The sequence below is a fragment of the Sulfitobacter sp. 1A13496 genome (assembly GCF_043557225.1).
GTDB lineage: Bacteria > Pseudomonadota > Alphaproteobacteria > Rhodobacterales > Rhodobacteraceae > Sulfitobacter > Sulfitobacter faviae.
On record NZ_JBIFFP010000004.1, the window covers coordinates 144,197 to 160,329 of the forward strand.

The window sequence follows — 16,133 nt, forward strand, 5'->3', positions numbered from 1 at the left end:
CGTAAACGCTCAGCCCAAGGCTTACTCGTTCACGCTGTCCTTCAGCGCCTTCGCGATGGTCATCTTGACCACTTTGTCGGCGTCTTTCTTGAACTGTTCGCCAGTGGCGGGGTTGCGGACCATCCGCTCGGGGCGCTCACGGCAATAGATTTTGCCAACGCCCGGCAGGGTCACGGCACCGCCGGCGGACACTTCACGGGTGATCAGGTTGCAAACGGCGTCGAGCGCTGCGCCTGCGGATTTCTTGTCGGTGTCCATCTCTTCTGCCAGAGCAGCAACGAGCTGGGTCTTGGTCATCGGTTTTGCCATTTTATTCTCCTTAGACTGCCCGCTTTTTAGGGCCTCATGGCCGGAATGTAACGGTATGTTGTGGGATAACACAACGAATTGTGGCGCTATAAACGCGAAAACATGCGATTTTCCGCTGTTTCTAGCCCTATAGGAACGCCGTTTCGTCGAAGGACCGAAGTTTCCGGCTGTGGATCCGCTCCAGCGGCATGCGGCGCAGCAACTCCATGGCGCGGATGCCGATCATCAGATGGCGGGCGACTTGGGTTTTGTAGAAGTCTGACGCCATGCCGGGCAGTTTCAACTCCCCATGCAGCGGTTTGTCCGACACGCATAGCAGCGTGCCATAGGGCACCCGGAAGCGATAGCCATTGGCCGCGATGGTGGCGCTTTCCATATCCAACGCCACGGCGCGCGATTGGCTCAGCCGTTGCACCGGGCCGGATTGGTCGCGCAGCTCCCAGTTGCGGTTGTCGATGGTGGCGACGGTGCCGGTGCGCATGATGCGTTTCAGCTCATAGCCCTCAAGTTGGGTGACCTGCGCCACCGATTGCTCCAGCGCGATCTGGATCTCGGCCAGCGCCGGGATCGGCACCCAGACCGGCAGGTCGTCGTCGAGAACGTGATCCTCGCGCAGGTAGCCATGCGCCAGCACGAAATCACCCAAAGCCTGCGTGTTGCGCAGACCGGCGCAGTGGCCCACCATCAGCCATGCATGGGGGCGCAGCACGGCGATGTGGTCCGTCGCGGTCTTGGCGTTGGACGGCCCGACGCCGATGTTGACCAGCGTGATGCCCGAGCCGTCCGCCCGCTTGAGGTGATAGGTCGGCATTTGCGGCGTCTTCAGCGTCTCGGCCAAGGGCGCATCGGGGTCGGTGATCTCGGCATTGCCGGTCGAGACGAAGGCGGTATAGCCGCTTTCCGGGTCGCGCAGCATCTCGCGGGCGTATTGTTCGAACTCCGTCACATAGAACTGGTAGTTGGTGAACAGTACATGTGTCTGGAAATGCTCAGGATCCGTGGCCGTGTAATGCGCCAGCCGTGCGAGGGAGTAATCGACCCGCTGCGCGGTGAAGGGGGCAAGCGGACGCACGTCGTCCTCGGGCACATAGGTGCCGTTGACGATATCGTCATTGGTGGTCGACAGGTCCGGCACGTCAAAGACATCACGCAGGGTGAAGTCCGCCGCCCCCTCCTGCGGCACGTTCAGCGCGTTGTCGCCGGACATGGCGAAATGCACCGGGATCGGCGTGGTCGAAGGGCCGACAATCACCGGCTGGTCGTGGTTTTCGATCAACAGGCCGATTTGCTGGATCAGGTAGTTCCGAAACAGATCGGGCCGGGTGATCGTCGCCGCAAAGGTTCCGGGAGAGGAGACATGCCCGAAAGACAGCCGCGTATCCACATGCGCATAGGAAGAGGTCCGAAACCGCAGCTCAGGGTAAAAAGCGCGGACACGCGCATCGGGGGCCGAGCTTTCCATCGCCTTGGCAAAAGACTCCCGCAAGAAGGTGGTGGCCTGCTGATAGAGTTCGGTCAGTCGGTCCACGGCAGCGGTCGCATCGCGGAAGCTTTCCGGGTTCGGGGTGTCCGGGGTCAGGATCGTTGTCATGTTTGCGGCTCTAACAAAGGTATGATTTCAAATTTCTGCACATCGACCAGCCCAAGGTCCGAGATCCGCAGTTCGGGGATCACCACAAGGGCCAAGAGCGAATGCTGCATATAGGCGTTGTTCAGCTTGCAGCCACAGTCGATCATCGCTTGGACGAGGGCTTCGGCATCGGCGGCGACCTCAGCGGCGGGACGGTCGGACATCAGCCCGGCGATCGGCAGGGCGACCAGCGCCAGTTCTTCGCCTTCGCGGAAGATGGTGATGCCACCGCCCACTTCGCGCAGACGGTTGGCGGCGCGGGCCATCTCCTCGGCATCGGTGCCGACGACGATCATATGGTGGCTGTCATGCGCGACGGTCGAGGCCATCGCCATGCGCCCCTCGTAGCCGAAGCCCGAGACGAAGGCATTGGTCACCGTGCCGGTGGCGCGGTGGCGCTCGACCAGCGCGATCTGGCAGACCTCGCCGGTGCCCTGCACGCGGCCTTCGGTCACCGGCAGTTCGAACTTCAGCGCCCGGGTCGGGGCTTGGTTCTCGACCACGCCGATGACATTGGCGGTGACGGCATTGGCGCCCTCGGGGGCGGGGATGTCGAAGTCCGCCGCCGCGAGGTCGCGCGCCATCTTCACGGTGTTGCGCGCGCTGCTGGGCCAGTCGTAATGCGGGCAGGCGACAAGGCATTTGCCGCTCTCAGCCACGACCTCACCGCGGGCGATCACCATCTCGACCGGGAAAGAGACAAGGTCCGAGGTCAGGATCACGTCGGCACGGCGTCCGGGGGTGAGCGAGCCGATTTCGCGTTCCAGCCCGAAATGCGTGGCGGTGTTGAGCGTCGCCATCTGCAACGCCACCAGCGGGTCGCAGCCGCAGTCGATGGCATGGCGCAGCACGCGGTTCATGTGGCCCTCGTTGGTGATCGTGCCCGAGTGGCTATCGTCGGTGCACAGGATCATGTTGCGCGGATCGAGCCCCTTTTCGGTGATCGCGGTAATCTGCGTCTTCACGTCGTACCACGCGGAGCCGAGCCGGATCATTGAGCGCATGCCCTGCCGCATCCGCGCCACGGCGTCGGCTTCACAGGTGCCCTCGTGATCGTCCGCCGGGCCACCGGCCACATAGGCGGCGAAGGCGGCGCCGAGGTCGGGGGAGGCGTAATGCCCGCCCACCGTCTTGTTCGCGCGTTGCGTGGCCGCGATCTCGGCCAGCATCTGCGGATCGGCATTGCTGACGCCCGGAAAGTTCATCATCTCGCCCAGACCCACGATGCCGGGCCATGTCATCGCCTCGGCCACGTCCTCGGCGGTGATCTCAAAGCCCGTGGTCTCGAGCCCCGGGGCGGAGGGCGCGCAGGAGGGCATCTGCGTGAAGATGTTGATGGGCTGCAGCAGCGCCTCGTCGTGCATCATGCGCACGCCGTCGAGGCCCAGCACATTGGCGATCTCATGCGGGTCTGTGAAGGCCGAAGTCGTGCCATGCGGTATCACCGCGCGGGCGAACTCAGCGGGGGTGAGCATCGTGCTCTCGATATGCATATGCCCGTCGCAAAGGCCGGGCGCCATGTAGCGGCCCTTGGCTTCGATGATGCGGGTGCTCTCGCCCCGGCAATGGCTGGCGTCGGGGCCAACGAAGGCGATGCGCCCGGCGGCGATGGCGATGTCATGATCGGGCAGGCATTCGCGGGTGTGCACATTGACCCAAATGCCGCCGGTGATGATCGTATCGGCCGCGCGCCGTCCGGCGGCGACCTCGACCAATTGCGCGGCCACATCGGGCCAAGAGGGGAACGTTTTATCTGTCATGTCCAAAGGTGACATAGGGCCGGGGGAGGTTCAAGCGATCACGCCATCGGAAAGGGCGCGCGATGTTGCCAGAGCGCGCCGCTTGCGGCTAACTGGCGCGCAAGACATTTACGGAACGATTATATGAATTTTCTCTTTGTGCACCAGAACATGCCCGGCCAATACCGGGAATTGATACAATGGCTGGCGCAGGCGGGCGGGCATCGCATTTATTTTCTGACCCAACGCCAAAATGCGCCGCAGCTGCCGGGGGTCGAAACCCGTGTCTACCGCCCCCATCACCGCCCCGAGGAGAAAGCCTATGGTCTCTCGCGCATTTGGGAGGAAGCCTCAGGCAATGGGTTCGGCGCCGTCAACGCCGCCCAGCAGATAGAAACGCGAGAGGGGTTTCGCCCCGACATCATCATCGGCCACGTCGGTTGGGGGGAGTTGAGTTTCTTCAAACAGCTTTGGCCGGATGTGCCGATCATCGGTTATTTCGAGTATTACTATAACATGACCGGCGGCATGGTGGGCTTTGACCCTGCCGAGAAAATCTCGGCCCATGCGCCCTACCTCAACCATGCCCGCAACATCGTGCCGCTGGCCAATATCGAAACCGTCGATCTGGGCCATTGCCCGACCTATTGGCAGCGCGACCGTTTTCCCGAGAGCTTTCACCGCAAGCTCTATGTCTGTCACGACGGCATCCGCACCGATCAGCTTTTGCCCGACCCGGATGTGAGCCTGCGTCTAGGGCGTTTGGCGCGGCCCGTCACGCGCGAGGATGAGATCATCACCTATGTCGCGCGCAATCTGGAAAAGACCCGCGGCTTTCACACGATGATGCGCGCGCTGCCGCGTATCTTGGCCGAGCGGCCCCATGCGCGGGTGGTGATCGTCGGCGGCAATGAGGTCTCCTACGGCAAACAGAGCGATCATCCCGGCGGTCTGCGCGGAGAGATGGCGGCGGAGTTGCAGGATAGGGTCGATTGGGACCGCGTGCATTTCGTGGGCAAAGTGCCCTATCCCGACTTCAAGAAGCTGGTGCAGATCAGCCGCTGTCACATCTATCTGACGATGCCCTTCGTGCTGTCTTGGTCCTTGCTCGAAGCCATGTCGATGCAGGCCACGATCGTCGCCTCTGATGTGGCCCCGGTGCGCGAGGCCGTGACCCATGGTGAAACCGGCCTGCTGGTGGATTTCTTCGACCCCGATGCGCTGGCAGCGCAGGTGGTAGAGGTGCTCGCCCATCCGCAGGATCACGCCCATCTCGGCCCGGCGGCGCGGGCCCATGTGGTCGAGAATTATGATTTCCTGACCCGCTGCCTGCCCGAACACCTTGCGCAGATCAACGCATTGGTGCCCGAGGGCAAGCGGATCGGCTAGGGTCAGTTGCTGAGGTTTCCGGCGGTATTCACCAGCCCGAAGACCGAACCGACAAGGCCCAGAATGGTGCGGGTGTCCGACAGCGGGCTTTCCGTCGCGAGCACCAGATCGCCGGATTGAATGTGGAAATTCCGCGCCGAGAACAGCCCGTCGGATGTGGTCAGATCCAGCGTGAACACCACCCGCGTGCGGCGCGGGCCGCGCACGCCCGCACTCACCGCGCTGGCGGGATATTCGCGCAGGATCAGGATGCCTTCGGGATCGGCGCGGGATTCGTTCACCCCGCCGATGATTGCCAATGCGTCCAGCGCCGAGACTTCGTCGCGGTTGAAGGGAAACTGTGCCTCGCGCCCGGCGGCACCTAGCGACAGGAAGTAGCGGCGGTCATCTTCGATGATCAGCTTATCGCCCCCGATCAGCCGGGTGTCGAGGCTTGGGTTCTCATAAAGCCGGTCGATCGAGGTGGTATAGATATTGGCGCCGCGCAGCAGTTTGACCTGCGGGTTTTCGATACTGGAGAGCACGCCGCCGCCAGCTGAGATTGCAGCGAGAACGGTGAAGTTGTTGTCTGGCATCAGGATGTTGCCGGGCTTGTTGACCCCTCCCACGAGGTCCACCGAATTGCCGCGCCCTTCGGTCATTGCCAGTTGTACCTGTGCGGAGGGCACGATCCCCTCAAGCTGCCGTTGAAGCAATTGACGGGCCGAATCCGGTGTGCGGCCAGAGACTTTGACCTTGCCGATATAGGGCATGAAAATGGTCCCGCTTTCCGAGACGCGAATGCCGGGCAGGGTGGCGACTTGTTGAGCCGGCGAGGTCAGCAAGGAGTTATCGCCGCTGTCCCAGACCAAAAGGTCCAGCCGATCGCCGGGGCGGATGACTTGGGCATTTGACCCCCGGCTGGCGCCGATCCAACTATGGCGCTTACTATCGGTACGGGGCCATTGGGCGACATGGGGCAGAAAGGCATGGGTCACCGGATAGACAGCGATATCCGCATCCGGCGTCTCCGCCGCCCGTGTCACCTCTTTCTGAATGGCGGCACCGCGCGGAAGGTTTGCGCAGGCCGCGAGAGAAGATGCCAGCAGGATCGAGAGGAACAGCTTGCTGAGGTGCTTCATAAGATGCGCATCGCTTCCGAATGTTTTACCGGCAAACCGGGGTATTTGATCAATGTCTAATGTAAAATAACGGGTCTCGCAGGATACTGCCTGCACGGCCTATGATTACAATTCTAATTCGGCAGGATAATGACTGAACCTATGGCGTCAATGATTTCAATGGGCAATGCGGCTTCGGGCAGGGGGTTGGCATCTGGCGATGTGCTTTTGCTTGGCGCGACGGGGCGGCTGGGCGGCATGCTGCGCCGTCATTGGCCAGAGCCGGAGGCGCTGCGCAGCCAGTCGAGAGAGCCGCGGCCCGGTTTTTATGATTTCGATTTGCCAGATGCAGAAGAGAGCCCAAGCGACGCGGCCCTCGCAGCCGCGCGTGGGGCAAGAGCGATCATCTCTTTGGCGGGTGTGACGCCAGCCCGGGCGGGGGCTAGGGGTGCCACCTTAAAAGATAACGCCACCCTGGCCATAGCTGCGCTGAAACTGGCAGAAACGGCGGGGGTCCCGCGGCTTCTCGTCGCCTCATCGGCGGCGGTCTACGGTGCAGAGGACGGCCCGCTGCAAGAGGAACTGTCCTGCGCTCCGCTGTCGGATTACGGCAGGCAGAAGCTTGCGATGGAAAAGGCGGTGCAAGAGGCGAGCGGCGAGACCGCAGTCACTGCGCTACGGATCGGCAACGTAGCGGGGGCGGATGCGATCCTCGGGGGCTGGCGGCCGGGTATGCAGATTGATCGCTTCCCCAATGGTCGCACGCCAAGCCGCAGTTACATCGGGCCGGTGACCTTGGCGCGGGTGCTGCACGCGCTCTGCCGAGCAGACAAACTGCCGCCCATTCTGAACATCGCGGCCCCCGGCGCGGTGGAAATGGGCGCGTTGCTGGATGCGGCGGGGCTGGCGTGGCAGCCCAAACCCGCCCCTGCCGCTGCCATTCCCGAGGTGCGGCTGGATACGAATGCACTTGAACGCCACGTCGATTTCACGCCAGAAACTCAAACGCCCGCCGGTTTGGTGCATGAATGGCAGCAGGATATGAACAAACGATGAAGACCCATCAATGACTTTGCGCAAGCGCATTTTCGATCTGTTCTTCGCCAGCCTTCTCGTTGTCATCTTGGGGCCGATCCTGCTGGGGTTGCTGGTCTGGCTGCTGGTCAAAGAGGGGCGGCCACTTTTCCATGTGGCCGAGCGGATGAAAACGCCGGAAGAGAGTTTCAAGCTCTGGAAACTGCGCACGATGACGGTGGCCGAAGAGGATCAGGGCGTGTCGGGCGGCAACAAGGCCGCGCGGATCACCCCCACGGGCGCATGGCTCAGGGCGCGGCGCTTGGATGAGTTTCCCCAGCTGTGGAACATCCTGCGCGGTGATCTGAGCTTTGTCGGCCCCCGCCCGCCGCTGCGCGAATATGTTGAGCGTTTCCCCGAGGTCTATGCCGAAGTCCTGAAATCCCGGCCCGGCGTGACCGGATTGGCCACGATCCGCTTTCACAAACATGAAGAACGGCTGCTGTCACGCTGCGAGACCGCCGCAGAGACCGATCGTGTCTATTGTCGCACTTGCGTCCCGCGTAAGGCGCAGCTTGATCTGATCTATCAGCGCCATCATAGCATCTGTTTTGACTTTGCCCTGATGCTGCAAACCGTCCAGAACTTCTTCAGCCGTGGTTAACGTTTTCAGTCGTCGGGCGAGACGCCGCTGAGCACATGTGTTAAGAATTGGTTTTGTTAACCAAAGCGTGGCATTGTTTGCTGCATATTTAAGCAATTGTAGATTCGGATGGCGATGTATTATGCGCGTTTGGCCGTTTTCCCCCGTAGTGTGGTGCATCGGCGCCAAGGACAGAAGATGGTAGTGCGCAGGTGGGGAACGCAGTGCATTCTCGAATACAGCCGTAAACAGGGGAGCGGCGCATGTTGAGCATTATCAAGTCGCTGACCAAGCGGCAAAAGCGCGTAATCATGCTGACGCTCGATTCCTGTTTGATCCTGCTGGCTGCCGTCCTCGCGCTGGCGGTGCGCGGATTGCCTGAACCCTTCCTCGATGCCTTTTTCAGCTACGCCCTCACGCTACCTCTCACCCTGATTGTCGGTATCATCGTGTCGATCCGCTTGGGGGTTTGCACAACACAACTCAACGCCTACGAGACCGCAGCGGTCGGAAGCACCGCAATACTCGGGACTATCCTTGCGGCCGTATCTCTGCTGGGCGCGACCCTTCTGGGACTGGATTTCCCAATCGGCGTTCATGTGATGTTTGGGGCGATCTTTTTCTCTCTGGTGGTGCTGTCGCGGGTCATCTTGTTGCATATCGTGTTGCAAATCTACCGGACGGGCGACGCGCGGTGCCGCGTTTTGATCTACGGCGCAGGCACCACGGGGACGCAACTGGTTTCGGCCCTGCGCGGCCATGAAACGATCGAACCGATTGCTTTTGTTGATGACAATATCGCGCTTCAGGGGCTCAACGTCTCGAAGCTGCCGGTCTATTCTCCACGGGGCATCGCTGAACTTACCGTCGAAAAGCAGATCGACCGCGTGTTGCTTGCCGTGCCTTCGCTCAGCACCCCCAAACAGGCCCAGATCGCCCGGCGGTTGGAGAAGCTAGGTCTTGAGGTGCAGACCCTCCCCTCCTTCGCGCAGCTGATCGGCGAAGAGGCTTTGGTCGACAAGCTCTCCCCCGTCTCTCCGAGCCGCTTTTTGAACCGGGATGAGGTCACCCCTATGATCAACGAAGGGGGCGAGAGCTATGCGGGTAAAGTGGTTTTCGTCTCGGGTGCAGGGGGCTCCATCGGGTCGGAACTGTGCCGCCAAGTGTTGCTTTGTCGGCCCACCAAACTGGTGCTTTTCGAGTTGAGCGAACTGGCCCTCTATAATGCCGACATGGAGATCCGCCAGTTGGCCGAGGGCAGCGATATCGAAATCGTCTCGGTCTTGGGAACGGTGACGGATACCCGGCAGCTGCGCAAAGTGCTGTCGCAACACGGGGTCAATGTGGTTCTTCATGCCGCGGCCTATAAACATGTGCCCTTGGTCGAGGCGAACCCGTTGTCGGGGCTGGTGAACAATGTCCTCGGGACCCATGCTCTGGCCGAACAGGCGGCCCGGGCGGGGGTGGAGCGTTTCATCCTCGTATCCACCGACAAGGCCGTGCGCCCGACCAATATCATGGGCGGGTCCAAGCGCCTTGCCGAACTCGTCATTCAGGATATGGCGCGCAAATATGGCGGCCCGGGCGGTGTCATCTTCTCCATGGTCCGCTTCGGCAATGTTCTGGGGTCCTCCGGGTCGGTCGTGCCACTGTTCCAAGAGCAGGTCAGCCGCGGAGGCCCGTTGACGGTGACGGACCGCGGGGTGGCGCGCTACTTCATGACGGTCGAAGAGGCCGTGCGCTTGGTCCTACAGGCCGGATCGCTGGCCCAAGGGGGCGAGGTCTTTGTTCTGGACATGGGCAAACCCGTGCCGATCCTCAAACTGGCCCGGCAGGTGATCGAGACCGCCGGCTACACCGTGCGGGACGAAGACAACCCCGATGGCGATATCGAGATTGAGATCACCGGTCTGCGCCCCGGCGAAAAGATGACCGAAGAACTCACGTTGAGCGGTCTGCTGATCAATACGGCCCATCCCAAAATCTATTCCGCGCGGGAAAACGGGCTGCACGAACTCGAAATCGCCTCTGCCCTGCGAGACCTCCGTGAAGCGCTTGTGGGGAATGACGAAGCGCTGGCGCGTCAAGTGGTCTACCGCTGGGTCGAAGGGTTCGCCCCGCCTGAGGCGTTGCGAAAGTCCTCATAGCGAAGTGCATGGTAGTCTCGCTACCAGCGGAGCGCCGGGGTTAGTCGCGCAGGCTCTAATGATCGCAGCGGATCGACCTCCTGAAAGAGTAAATCCACCGCTTGCCGCTTGTGATTGCGGCCCATGCGGGCCACTTTGGCGGTATGGATAAAACGCTTCTTTCCCTCGGTCATGGCTATAGCGCGCGGGCCTTGGCGGCCCGGTTGCTCCCGCAGGGCTGGCGCATCATTGGCACGACCCGCAGCCGTGAAAAATTGGATGAGATTGCCGCAACGGGGGTGGAGCCGATGCTCTGGCCCGGCAGCGATCTGTCTTCGCTTTTGCAAGAGGTGCCCAACTTGTTGGTTTCTGCCGGGCCGGGGCCGGAGGGGGATCCGGTTCTGCTGGATCTGCAGGATGAAATCACCGCAGCGGCCCCCCATTTGCGGTGGGTCGGCTATCTGTCGACCACCGGTGTTTACGGCGACCATGGGGGCGATTGGGTGGATGAGACGACACCGCTCACCCCCTCCACCCGGCGCGGCGCGGCGCGGGTGCAGGCCGAGGCGGCATGGGGCGCGATCCCCGGCCTGCCGCTGCATATCTTTCGGCTCGCGGGCATCTACGGCCCCGGGCGCGGGCCATTCGCCAAGGTGCGCAAAGGTGCGGCGCGGCGCATCATCAAGCCCGGGCAGGTCTTCTCGCGTATTCATGTGGAGGATATCGCCCAAGCCTTGCACCTGTCGCTGGCCAAGCCGCAGCCGGGGGCGATCTATAACCTTTGTGACGATGATCCGGCCCCGCCGCAGGATGTGATCGGCCATGCCGCTGCGCTTTTGGGCCTGCCCTTGCCCCTGGCGGTGGACTTCGACAAGGCCGAGATGACCCCCATGGCCCGCAGCTTTTACGCGGAGAGCAAGAAGGTCCGGAACGATCACGCCAAGGCGGCGTTGGGCTGGCAACCGATCTATCCCGATTACCGCTCTGGTCTGGCCGCGCTGCTGGAGGCGGAAGACTGAATCCGAGGCACTGCCAGAGGCACTGAATGCGTCAAGACGAACACACGTTGGCCCATTTGCTGGATAGCATGGAGCGCGCGGCAGAGAGGGAGGCGGTGTCGATCAACGACGTGCTGCATGAGATCGGGGACCGTTCGATCACCCCTCTGATCCTGATCGTCGCCTTGCTGCTGGTCTCACCCCTGTCGGGCATTCCCGGCGTCTCGACCCTCGCGGCGGTGACAATCATCCTGCTGGCCGTGCAGGCGGTGACCGGGCGGCGCAGGCTATGGATGCCGCAATTTCTGCTGCGCCGCGAGGTCGCAGGCCATCGGTTGAGCGGCTGCGTGCGCTTTCTGCGCCGCCCTTGCGCCTTCGTCGACGGGCGTTGCAAGCCGCGCCTTCAGTTTCTCACCACCGGGCCGATGCGGTTCATCACACTGGTGGTGGTCACGATCATCCCGCTCGGCTGGCCCTTTATGGAGGTGCTGCCAATGATGTCATCGCTGGGGGCGGGAACCGTTGCCCTCTTGGTGTTTGGGCTGTTCACCCGCGACGGGCTTTTCGTGCTTTTGGGCTATGTCTGTGTGGTGATCACCTTGGTTGCGGGCGGCCTGCTGGTGCTAACCGCCGCCAGTTAGGCGCGCTGCGCGTCCAAGTCACCGATCCCCAGCACTTCGAGCACCTTGGCGGCGATCTGTTCGGCGTTCATCCCCGCCACGGCATACATATCCGCCGGGCTGGCCTGATCGATGAAGGTATCGGGCAGCACCATGGAGCGGAACCTGAGCCCCTTGTCGAACACCGCCTCATCCGCCAGCAGCTGTGCGACATGGCTGCCGAAACCGCCCACGGCGCCCTCTTCGATGGTGATCAGCGCCTCGTGGTCATGGGCGAGCTTGAGGATCATCTCACGGTCCAGCGGCTTGGCGAAGCGGGCATCGGCGATGGTGGGGGTGATGCCCTTGGCCCGAAGCTGTTCGGCGGCCTTCTCGACCTCTTCCAAACGCGTGCCGAAGGACAAAAGCGCGACCTTGCTGCCTTCGCGGATCATCCGGCCCTTGCCGATTTCCAGCGGCGTGCCGCGCTCCGGCATTTCGACCCCGCGGCCTTCGCCCCGCGGATAGCGAAAGGCGATGGGGCCCTCGTCATGGGCGGCAGCGGTGGCGACCATATGGCGCAACTCGGCCTCGTCTGCGGCTGCCATGACGACAAAGCCCGGCAGGTTGGCAAGGAAGGCCACGTCGAAGGCGCCCGCATGGGTCGGCCCGTCAGCGCCGACCAATCCGGCGCGGTCGATGGCGAAACGCACCGGCAGGCGCTGGATTGCCACATCATGCACGACTTGGTCGTAGCCGCGTTGCAAAAAGGTGGAATACATCGCGCAGAAGGGTTTCATTCCCGCCGCGGCGAGGCCCGCGCAGAAGGTCACGCCGTGTTGCTCAGCGATGCCCACGTCGAAGCAGCGGCTGGGGTAGCGTTCGGCGAAAAGGTCAAGGCCGGTGCCATCGGGCATGGCGGCAGTCACGGCGCAGACTTTGTCGTCCTCGGCGGCCTCGGCCAGTAGGCTGTCAGCGAAAACGCGGGTGTAGCTCGGCGCGTTGGAGGGGGCTTTTTTCTGCTCGCCCGTCACCACGTTGAACTTGGCCGTGGCATGGCCGCGATCCCGCGCGGCTTCGGCGGGGCCGTAGCCCTTGCCCTTTTGCGTCTGGATGTGGATCAGGATCGGCCCGGTGGCACGTTGATGAACGGTGCGCAGCACGGGCAGCAACTGGTCCATGTCATGCCCGTTGATCGGACCGAGGTAAGAGAAGCCGAGGTTCTCGAAGAGCGTGCCGCCCACAGCCATGCCCTTGAGCATGTCCTTGGCCCGTTTGGCCCCCTCGCGGAAGGGTTCGGGCAGCAGGCTCACCGCGCCCTTGGCGGCGGCTTTGAAATCTTGGAACGGCGCTTCGGCATAGAGGCGGCTGAGGTAGCTCGACATCGCACCCACCGGCGGGGCGATGGACATCTCATTGTCGTTGAGGATCACGATCAGGCGTTTCTTCAGATCGCCTGCGTTGTTAAGCGCCTCGTAAGCCATACCGGCGCTCATCGCGCCGTCGCCGATCACGGCGATCGCGTCGCCCAGACCTTCGGGGATCACACCACCCAGATCGCGGCCCACGGCAAAGCCGAGCGCGGCTGAGATCGAGGTCGAGCTATGCGCCGCGCCAAAGGGGTCGTAGGGGGATTCGCTGCGTTTGGTGAAGCCCGACAACCCGTCCTTCATGCGCAGGCTGCGGATACGGTCGCGGCGTTCGGTGAGGATCTTATGCGGGTAGCATTGGTGGCTGACGTCCCAGATGATCTTGTCGCGCGGCGTGTCGAAAACCGCGTGCAAAGCGACGGTCAGTTCCACCACGCCAAGCCCCGCGCCAAGATGCCCGCCGGTTTCCGACACGGCCGAGATCGTCTCGGCCCGCAATTCGCGCGCGACTTGGGTCAGTTCGGCATCGGACAGGTGTTTCAGGTCCGCAGGGCGGGTGACCTGATCAAGCAGGGGTGTGGCGGGTTTGTCACTCATCGGGGCCTCTCTGGTGCCGCATTGGCGCATGTGCCGCCCGGCTAGCTGTCGCGGGCAATAACGAAGGCGGCAGCGGCTCGCAAGCTCTGCGCCTCTGGTCCATATTCAGATAGGGCGTCGCAGGCCATGTCCACCAATTCGGCGGCGCGGGTCTTGGCCCCGACCAGCCCAAGGTGGGACACGAAAGTGGCCTTGCCCGCCGCGTCGTCCTTGCCGACCGCCTTGCCCACCGTTTCGGCGTCGCCTTCGACATCGAGAATGTCATCGGCGATCTGAAAGGCGAGGCCGAGGTGTTTGGCGTAAGCGCCAAGGGCGGTGGCATCGGCACCCGCCATCCGTGGCCCGGCCATGGCGGACCATTCGATCAAGGCACCGGTCTTGCCCGCCTGAAGCGCCGTGATCTCGGCCAGCGACAGCGGTGCGGGGGCGGTTTCGGCGGCGATGTCCAGCGCTTGGCCGCCGACCATGCCGCCGACGCCTGCCGCTTGGGCGAGGCTGGTCATCAAGGTCAGCCGTGCCTCCGCCGGGCAGGGCGCTTTGCCGAGCAGTTCAAAGGCCAGCGTTTGCAGCGCGTCACCGGCCAGAACGGCGGTGGCCTCGTCCCATTTGCGGTGCACTGTGGGCTGGCCCCGGCGCAGATCGTCGTCATCCATGCAGGGCAGGTCGTCATGCACCAGCGAATAGGCATGCAGCGCCTCGATAGCTGCCGCCGCAGGGGCGGCCATGCCGGGGGCGATGCCGTGCAGCCGGGCGGACTCGATCACCAGAAAGCCGCGCAGCCCCTTGCCGCCGCCGCAGGCATAGCGCATCGCCTCGGCCACAGGGCCGTCATGCGCGCCGAGTGCTGTGTCGATCTGCGCTTGCGACAGATCGCGGGCATGGGTGAGCGCCTCTGCCAAGGGACGGGGGGTGATCTCTTGCATGTGGGCGGTCAAAGCCCTTCGACGGGTTTCAGCCCATTCGGGTTGCCATCGCCGTCAAGCGTGATCGCGGCGACCTTCTCTTCGGCCTCTTTCAGCTTGGTCTCGCAGCGTGCCTTCAGCTTGGCCCCGCGTTCGTAAAGCGCGATGCTCTCGTCCAATGCGACATTGCCGTTTTCAAGCTGGCCCAAGACTTTTTCAAGCTCGGCCATGGCGGTCTCAAAGTTCATCTCTTCTACGGGTGTGTCGGACATTGCGCGCCTCGTTGTCGGAATTTCGCGCGACAATAGAACTTCGCGCCGCGCATTGCCAGCGGGCTGGCCCCATGAATTTTACCTATGTGTTTCGCTGAAAGGGCCGGATCAGTCCGGGGCCAGCATATAGCCCGCGCCGCGCACGGTTTGCAGGTATTGCGGCTGTTTCGGATCGCTCTCGATCTTGCGGCGCAGGCGGGTGATTTGAACATCGACCGCGCGTTCCTGCGCCTGCCCCCGGTCGCGGCCCAGTTCCTCGACCAATTTGGCACGGCTGAGCGCGACACCGGGCTGAGCGGCGAAGATTTTCATCAGCTGCACCTCGGTCGCGGTGAGGCGCACCAGATCGTCGCCCTGCCACATTTCGCCCCGCTCCATGTCATAGCGGATCACGCCGAGCGACAGCACCTTTGGCGCGGTGTCGGCGGCAGAGGTGTCGGGCATTCGGCGCAGGATGGCGTTGATGCGCAGCAGCAGTTCTTTCGGCTCAAAGGGTTTGGGCAGGTAGTCATCCGCCCCAGCCTCCAGCCCTTCGATGCGGTTGTCGGTCTCGCCCTTGGCGGTCAGCAACAGGATCGGCGTTTGCAGAGTTTCGCGCAAAGCGCGGGTCAGGGCCATGCCGTCTTCGCCGGGCATCATCACGTCAAGCACGATGAGGTCGAACTCCAACCCCGCCAGCACCCGCCGCGCATGGGCCGCATCGCGGGCCGTGCTGACCAAAAAGCCGTTCCGCATCAGGAACTTCTTCAACAGGCTGCGGATCCGCTCATCGTCGTCGACGACCAGCAGGTGCGGGTCGAGATCGTTCATGGGGCGCTTTCGCGCAGCCGGTCAAAGCTCTGGCGCATTTCGGGGTCCATCATGGCCTCCAATACCGTTCTGAAACCGGCCACGGCTTCGGGTCCGGCGGTGCGAAAGGCCAACCGCATGCGCGCGCGCTGAGCGTCTGATAGCTCCTGTTCCAGGTTGCGACCCTCGTCGGTCAGGAACAGATGCCGCTCGCGCTTGTCATTGCGGCCAACCTTGCTCTGTACCAGACCATCGGCGATCAACGTGCGCAAGACACGGTTGAGCGATTGTTTCGTGACCCCAAGGATATTGAGCAGGTTGTTCACCGTCGTGCCGGGGGCGCGGTTGATGAAGTGGATGGCGCGGTGATGCGCGCGGCCATAGGCCATATCGGCCAGAATCCGGTCGGGATCGGCAGTGAAACCGCGATAGGCAAAGAACATCGCCTCGATCCCCTGCCGCAGTTGTTCGTCCGTCAAAAACAGCAGGCTGTCGCCGCTGCTAGGGGCCATCATGCGCCCGTCAGCCATAGTAAGTCTCATTCTCTCTCGGGCCTGTTGGGGATCAGTTTACGTCAGCGTTGTTGACATTCCAATAGTGAAAGGCTATCGAATCTCGTGTTTTGCGCAATTAAATGTCTGCATCTGCCGATTGTT

The 16,133-nt window shown here is 62.7% G+C and carries 15 protein-coding genes; 6 read left to right on the forward strand and 9 right to left on the reverse strand.

What is annotated here, in order from left to right; all coding sequences use genetic code 11:
• Positions 1-21: 21 nt before the first annotated feature.
• From ACGYLX_RS11250 to ade, 3 genes are all read right to left on the reverse strand, one after another.
• The gene (locus ACGYLX_RS11250; RefSeq protein WP_007118569.1) at positions 22-309 is read right to left on the reverse strand and encodes an HU family DNA-binding protein; all 288 of its coding nucleotides are present in this window, start codon (positions 307-309) and stop codon (positions 22-24) included.
• 127 nt (positions 310-436) lie between these two features.
• Positions 437-1,900 (reverse strand): AMP nucleosidase, encoded by a 1,464-nt coding sequence (locus ACGYLX_RS11255; RefSeq protein ID WP_067262140.1) that lies wholly within the window; start codon positions 1,898-1,900, stop codon positions 437-439.
• Positions 1,897-3,699, reverse strand: coding sequence for an adenine deaminase (gene ade / locus ACGYLX_RS11260; RefSeq protein WP_394449503.1), 1,803 nt, complete (start codon positions 3,697-3,699; stop codon positions 1,897-1,899). Before ade ends, ACGYLX_RS11255 begins: the two co-directional genes overlap by 4 nt.
• Positions 3,700-3,822: 123 nt before the next feature.
• On the opposite strand from ade, the gene ACGYLX_RS11265 reads away from it, so the two are divergent.
• Positions 3,823-5,067 (forward strand): glycosyltransferase family 4 protein, encoded by a 1,245-nt coding sequence (locus ACGYLX_RS11265; RefSeq protein ID WP_394449505.1) that lies wholly within the window; start codon positions 3,823-3,825, stop codon positions 5,065-5,067.
• A gap of 2 nt (positions 5,068-5,069) precedes the next feature.
• Here the strand turns inward: ACGYLX_RS11265 and ACGYLX_RS11270 are convergent, their stop codons facing one another.
• Positions 5,070-6,188, reverse strand: a complete 1,119-nt coding sequence (locus ACGYLX_RS11270) for a polysaccharide biosynthesis/export family protein (RefSeq protein ID WP_394409483.1) — start codon at positions 6,186-6,188, stop codon at positions 5,070-5,072.
• 141 nt (positions 6,189-6,329) lie between these two features.
• Here ACGYLX_RS11270 and ACGYLX_RS11275 point away from each other — a divergent pair, with 141 nt between their 5' ends.
• From ACGYLX_RS11275 to ACGYLX_RS11295, 5 genes are all read left to right on the forward strand, one after another.
• A complete protein-coding gene (locus tag ACGYLX_RS11275) occupies positions 6,330-7,223 on the forward strand; it encodes an NAD-dependent epimerase/dehydratase family protein (RefSeq protein WP_394449507.1) in 894 nt (297 codons plus the stop codon).
• Positions 7,224-7,233: 10 nt separating this feature from the next.
• Positions 7,234-7,845 (forward strand): sugar transferase, encoded by a 612-nt coding sequence (locus ACGYLX_RS11280; protein WP_394449509.1) that lies wholly within the window; start codon positions 7,234-7,236, stop codon positions 7,843-7,845.
• Positions 7,846-8,087: 242 nt separating this feature from the next.
• Positions 8,088-9,971 carry a polysaccharide biosynthesis protein gene (locus ACGYLX_RS11285; protein ID WP_394449511.1) on the forward strand — a complete coding sequence of 628 codons (1,884 nt, stop codon included), beginning with the start codon at positions 8,088-8,090 and terminating at the stop codon, positions 9,969-9,971.
• A gap of 143 nt (positions 9,972-10,114) precedes the next feature.
• Positions 10,115-10,969 carry an SDR family oxidoreductase gene (locus ACGYLX_RS11290; protein WP_394449798.1) on the forward strand — a complete coding sequence of 285 codons (855 nt, stop codon included), beginning with the start codon at positions 10,115-10,117 and terminating at the stop codon, positions 10,967-10,969.
• Between the two features lie 26 nt (positions 10,970-10,995).
• Positions 10,996-11,589 carry an exopolysaccharide biosynthesis protein gene (locus tag ACGYLX_RS11295; protein ID WP_394449513.1) on the forward strand — a complete coding sequence of 198 codons (594 nt, stop codon included), beginning with the start codon at positions 10,996-10,998 and terminating at the stop codon, positions 11,587-11,589.
• Here the strand turns inward: ACGYLX_RS11295 and dxs are convergent.
• From dxs to ACGYLX_RS11320, 5 genes are all read right to left on the reverse strand, one after another.
• On the reverse strand, positions 11,586-13,514 hold the full coding sequence (gene dxs, locus ACGYLX_RS11300) for a 1-deoxy-D-xylulose-5-phosphate synthase (protein ID WP_394449515.1): 1,929 nt from the start codon (positions 13,512-13,514) through the stop codon (positions 11,586-11,588). The genes ACGYLX_RS11295 and dxs overlap by 4 nt on opposite strands.
• Before the next feature lie 41 nt (positions 13,515-13,555).
• The gene (locus tag ACGYLX_RS11305) at positions 13,556-14,437 is read right to left on the reverse strand and encodes a polyprenyl synthetase family protein (protein ID WP_394449517.1); all 882 of its coding nucleotides are present in this window, start codon (positions 14,435-14,437) and stop codon (positions 13,556-13,558) included.
• Positions 14,438-14,445: 8 nt separating this feature from the next.
• The gene (locus tag ACGYLX_RS11310) at positions 14,446-14,688 is read right to left on the reverse strand and encodes an exodeoxyribonuclease VII small subunit (RefSeq protein ID WP_067264990.1); all 243 of its coding nucleotides are present in this window, start codon (positions 14,686-14,688) and stop codon (positions 14,446-14,448) included.
• A 108-nt stretch (positions 14,689-14,796) separates the two neighbouring features.
• On the reverse strand, positions 14,797-15,498 hold the full coding sequence (locus ACGYLX_RS11315) for a response regulator (RefSeq protein ID WP_067264987.1): 702 nt from the start codon (positions 15,496-15,498) through the stop codon (positions 14,797-14,799).
• Positions 15,495-16,007, reverse strand: coding sequence for a MarR family winged helix-turn-helix transcriptional regulator (locus ACGYLX_RS11320; RefSeq protein WP_394449519.1), 513 nt, complete (start codon positions 16,005-16,007; stop codon positions 15,495-15,497). Before ACGYLX_RS11320 ends, ACGYLX_RS11315 begins: the two co-directional genes overlap by 4 nt.
• Positions 16,008-16,133 lie beyond the last annotated feature (126 nt).

What these genes read in the sequence shown, in the direction of transcription:
- ACGYLX_RS11250 (WP_007118569.1), bottom strand. Translation starts at nt 309, where the DNA reads ATGGCAAAACCGATGACCAAGACCCAGCTCGTTGCTGCTCTGGCAGAA.
- ACGYLX_RS11255 (WP_067262140.1), bottom strand. Translation starts at nt 1,900, where the DNA reads ATGACAACGATCCTGACCCCGGACACCCCGAACCCGGAAAGCTTCCGC.
- ade (WP_394449503.1), bottom strand. Translation starts at nt 3,699, where the DNA reads ATGACAGATAAAACGTTCCCCTCTTGGCCCGATGTGGCCGCGCAATTG.
- ACGYLX_RS11265 (WP_394449505.1), top strand. Translation starts at nt 3,823, where the DNA reads ATGAATTTTCTCTTTGTGCACCAGAACATGCCCGGCCAATACCGGGAA.
- ACGYLX_RS11270 (WP_394409483.1), bottom strand. Translation starts at nt 6,188, where the DNA reads ATGAAGCACCTCAGCAAGCTGTTCCTCTCGATCCTGCTGGCATCTTCT.
- ACGYLX_RS11275 (WP_394449507.1), top strand. Translation starts at nt 6,330, where the DNA reads ATGGCGTCAATGATTTCAATGGGCAATGCGGCTTCGGGCAGGGGGTTG.
- ACGYLX_RS11280 (WP_394449509.1), top strand. Translation starts at nt 7,234, where the DNA reads ATGACTTTGCGCAAGCGCATTTTCGATCTGTTCTTCGCCAGCCTTCTC.
- ACGYLX_RS11285 (WP_394449511.1), top strand. Translation starts at nt 8,088, where the DNA reads ATGTTGAGCATTATCAAGTCGCTGACCAAGCGGCAAAAGCGCGTAATC.
- ACGYLX_RS11290 (WP_394449798.1), top strand. Translation starts at nt 10,115, where the DNA reads ATGGATAAAACGCTTCTTTCCCTCGGTCATGGCTATAGCGCGCGGGCC.
- ACGYLX_RS11295 (WP_394449513.1), top strand. Translation starts at nt 10,996, where the DNA reads ATGCGTCAAGACGAACACACGTTGGCCCATTTGCTGGATAGCATGGAG.
- dxs (WP_394449515.1), bottom strand. Translation starts at nt 13,514, where the DNA reads ATGAGTGACAAACCCGCCACACCCCTGCTTGATCAGGTCACCCGCCCT.
- ACGYLX_RS11305 (WP_394449517.1), bottom strand. Translation starts at nt 14,437, where the DNA reads ATGCAAGAGATCACCCCCCGTCCCTTGGCAGAGGCGCTCACCCATGCC.
- ACGYLX_RS11310 (WP_067264990.1), bottom strand. Translation starts at nt 14,688, where the DNA reads ATGTCCGACACACCCGTAGAAGAGATGAACTTTGAGACCGCCATGGCC.
- ACGYLX_RS11315 (WP_067264987.1), bottom strand. Translation starts at nt 15,498, where the DNA reads ATGAACGATCTCGACCCGCACCTGCTGGTCGTCGACGACGATGAGCGG.
- ACGYLX_RS11320 (WP_394449519.1), bottom strand. Translation starts at nt 16,007, where the DNA reads ATGGCTGACGGGCGCATGATGGCCCCTAGCAGCGGCGACAGCCTGCTG.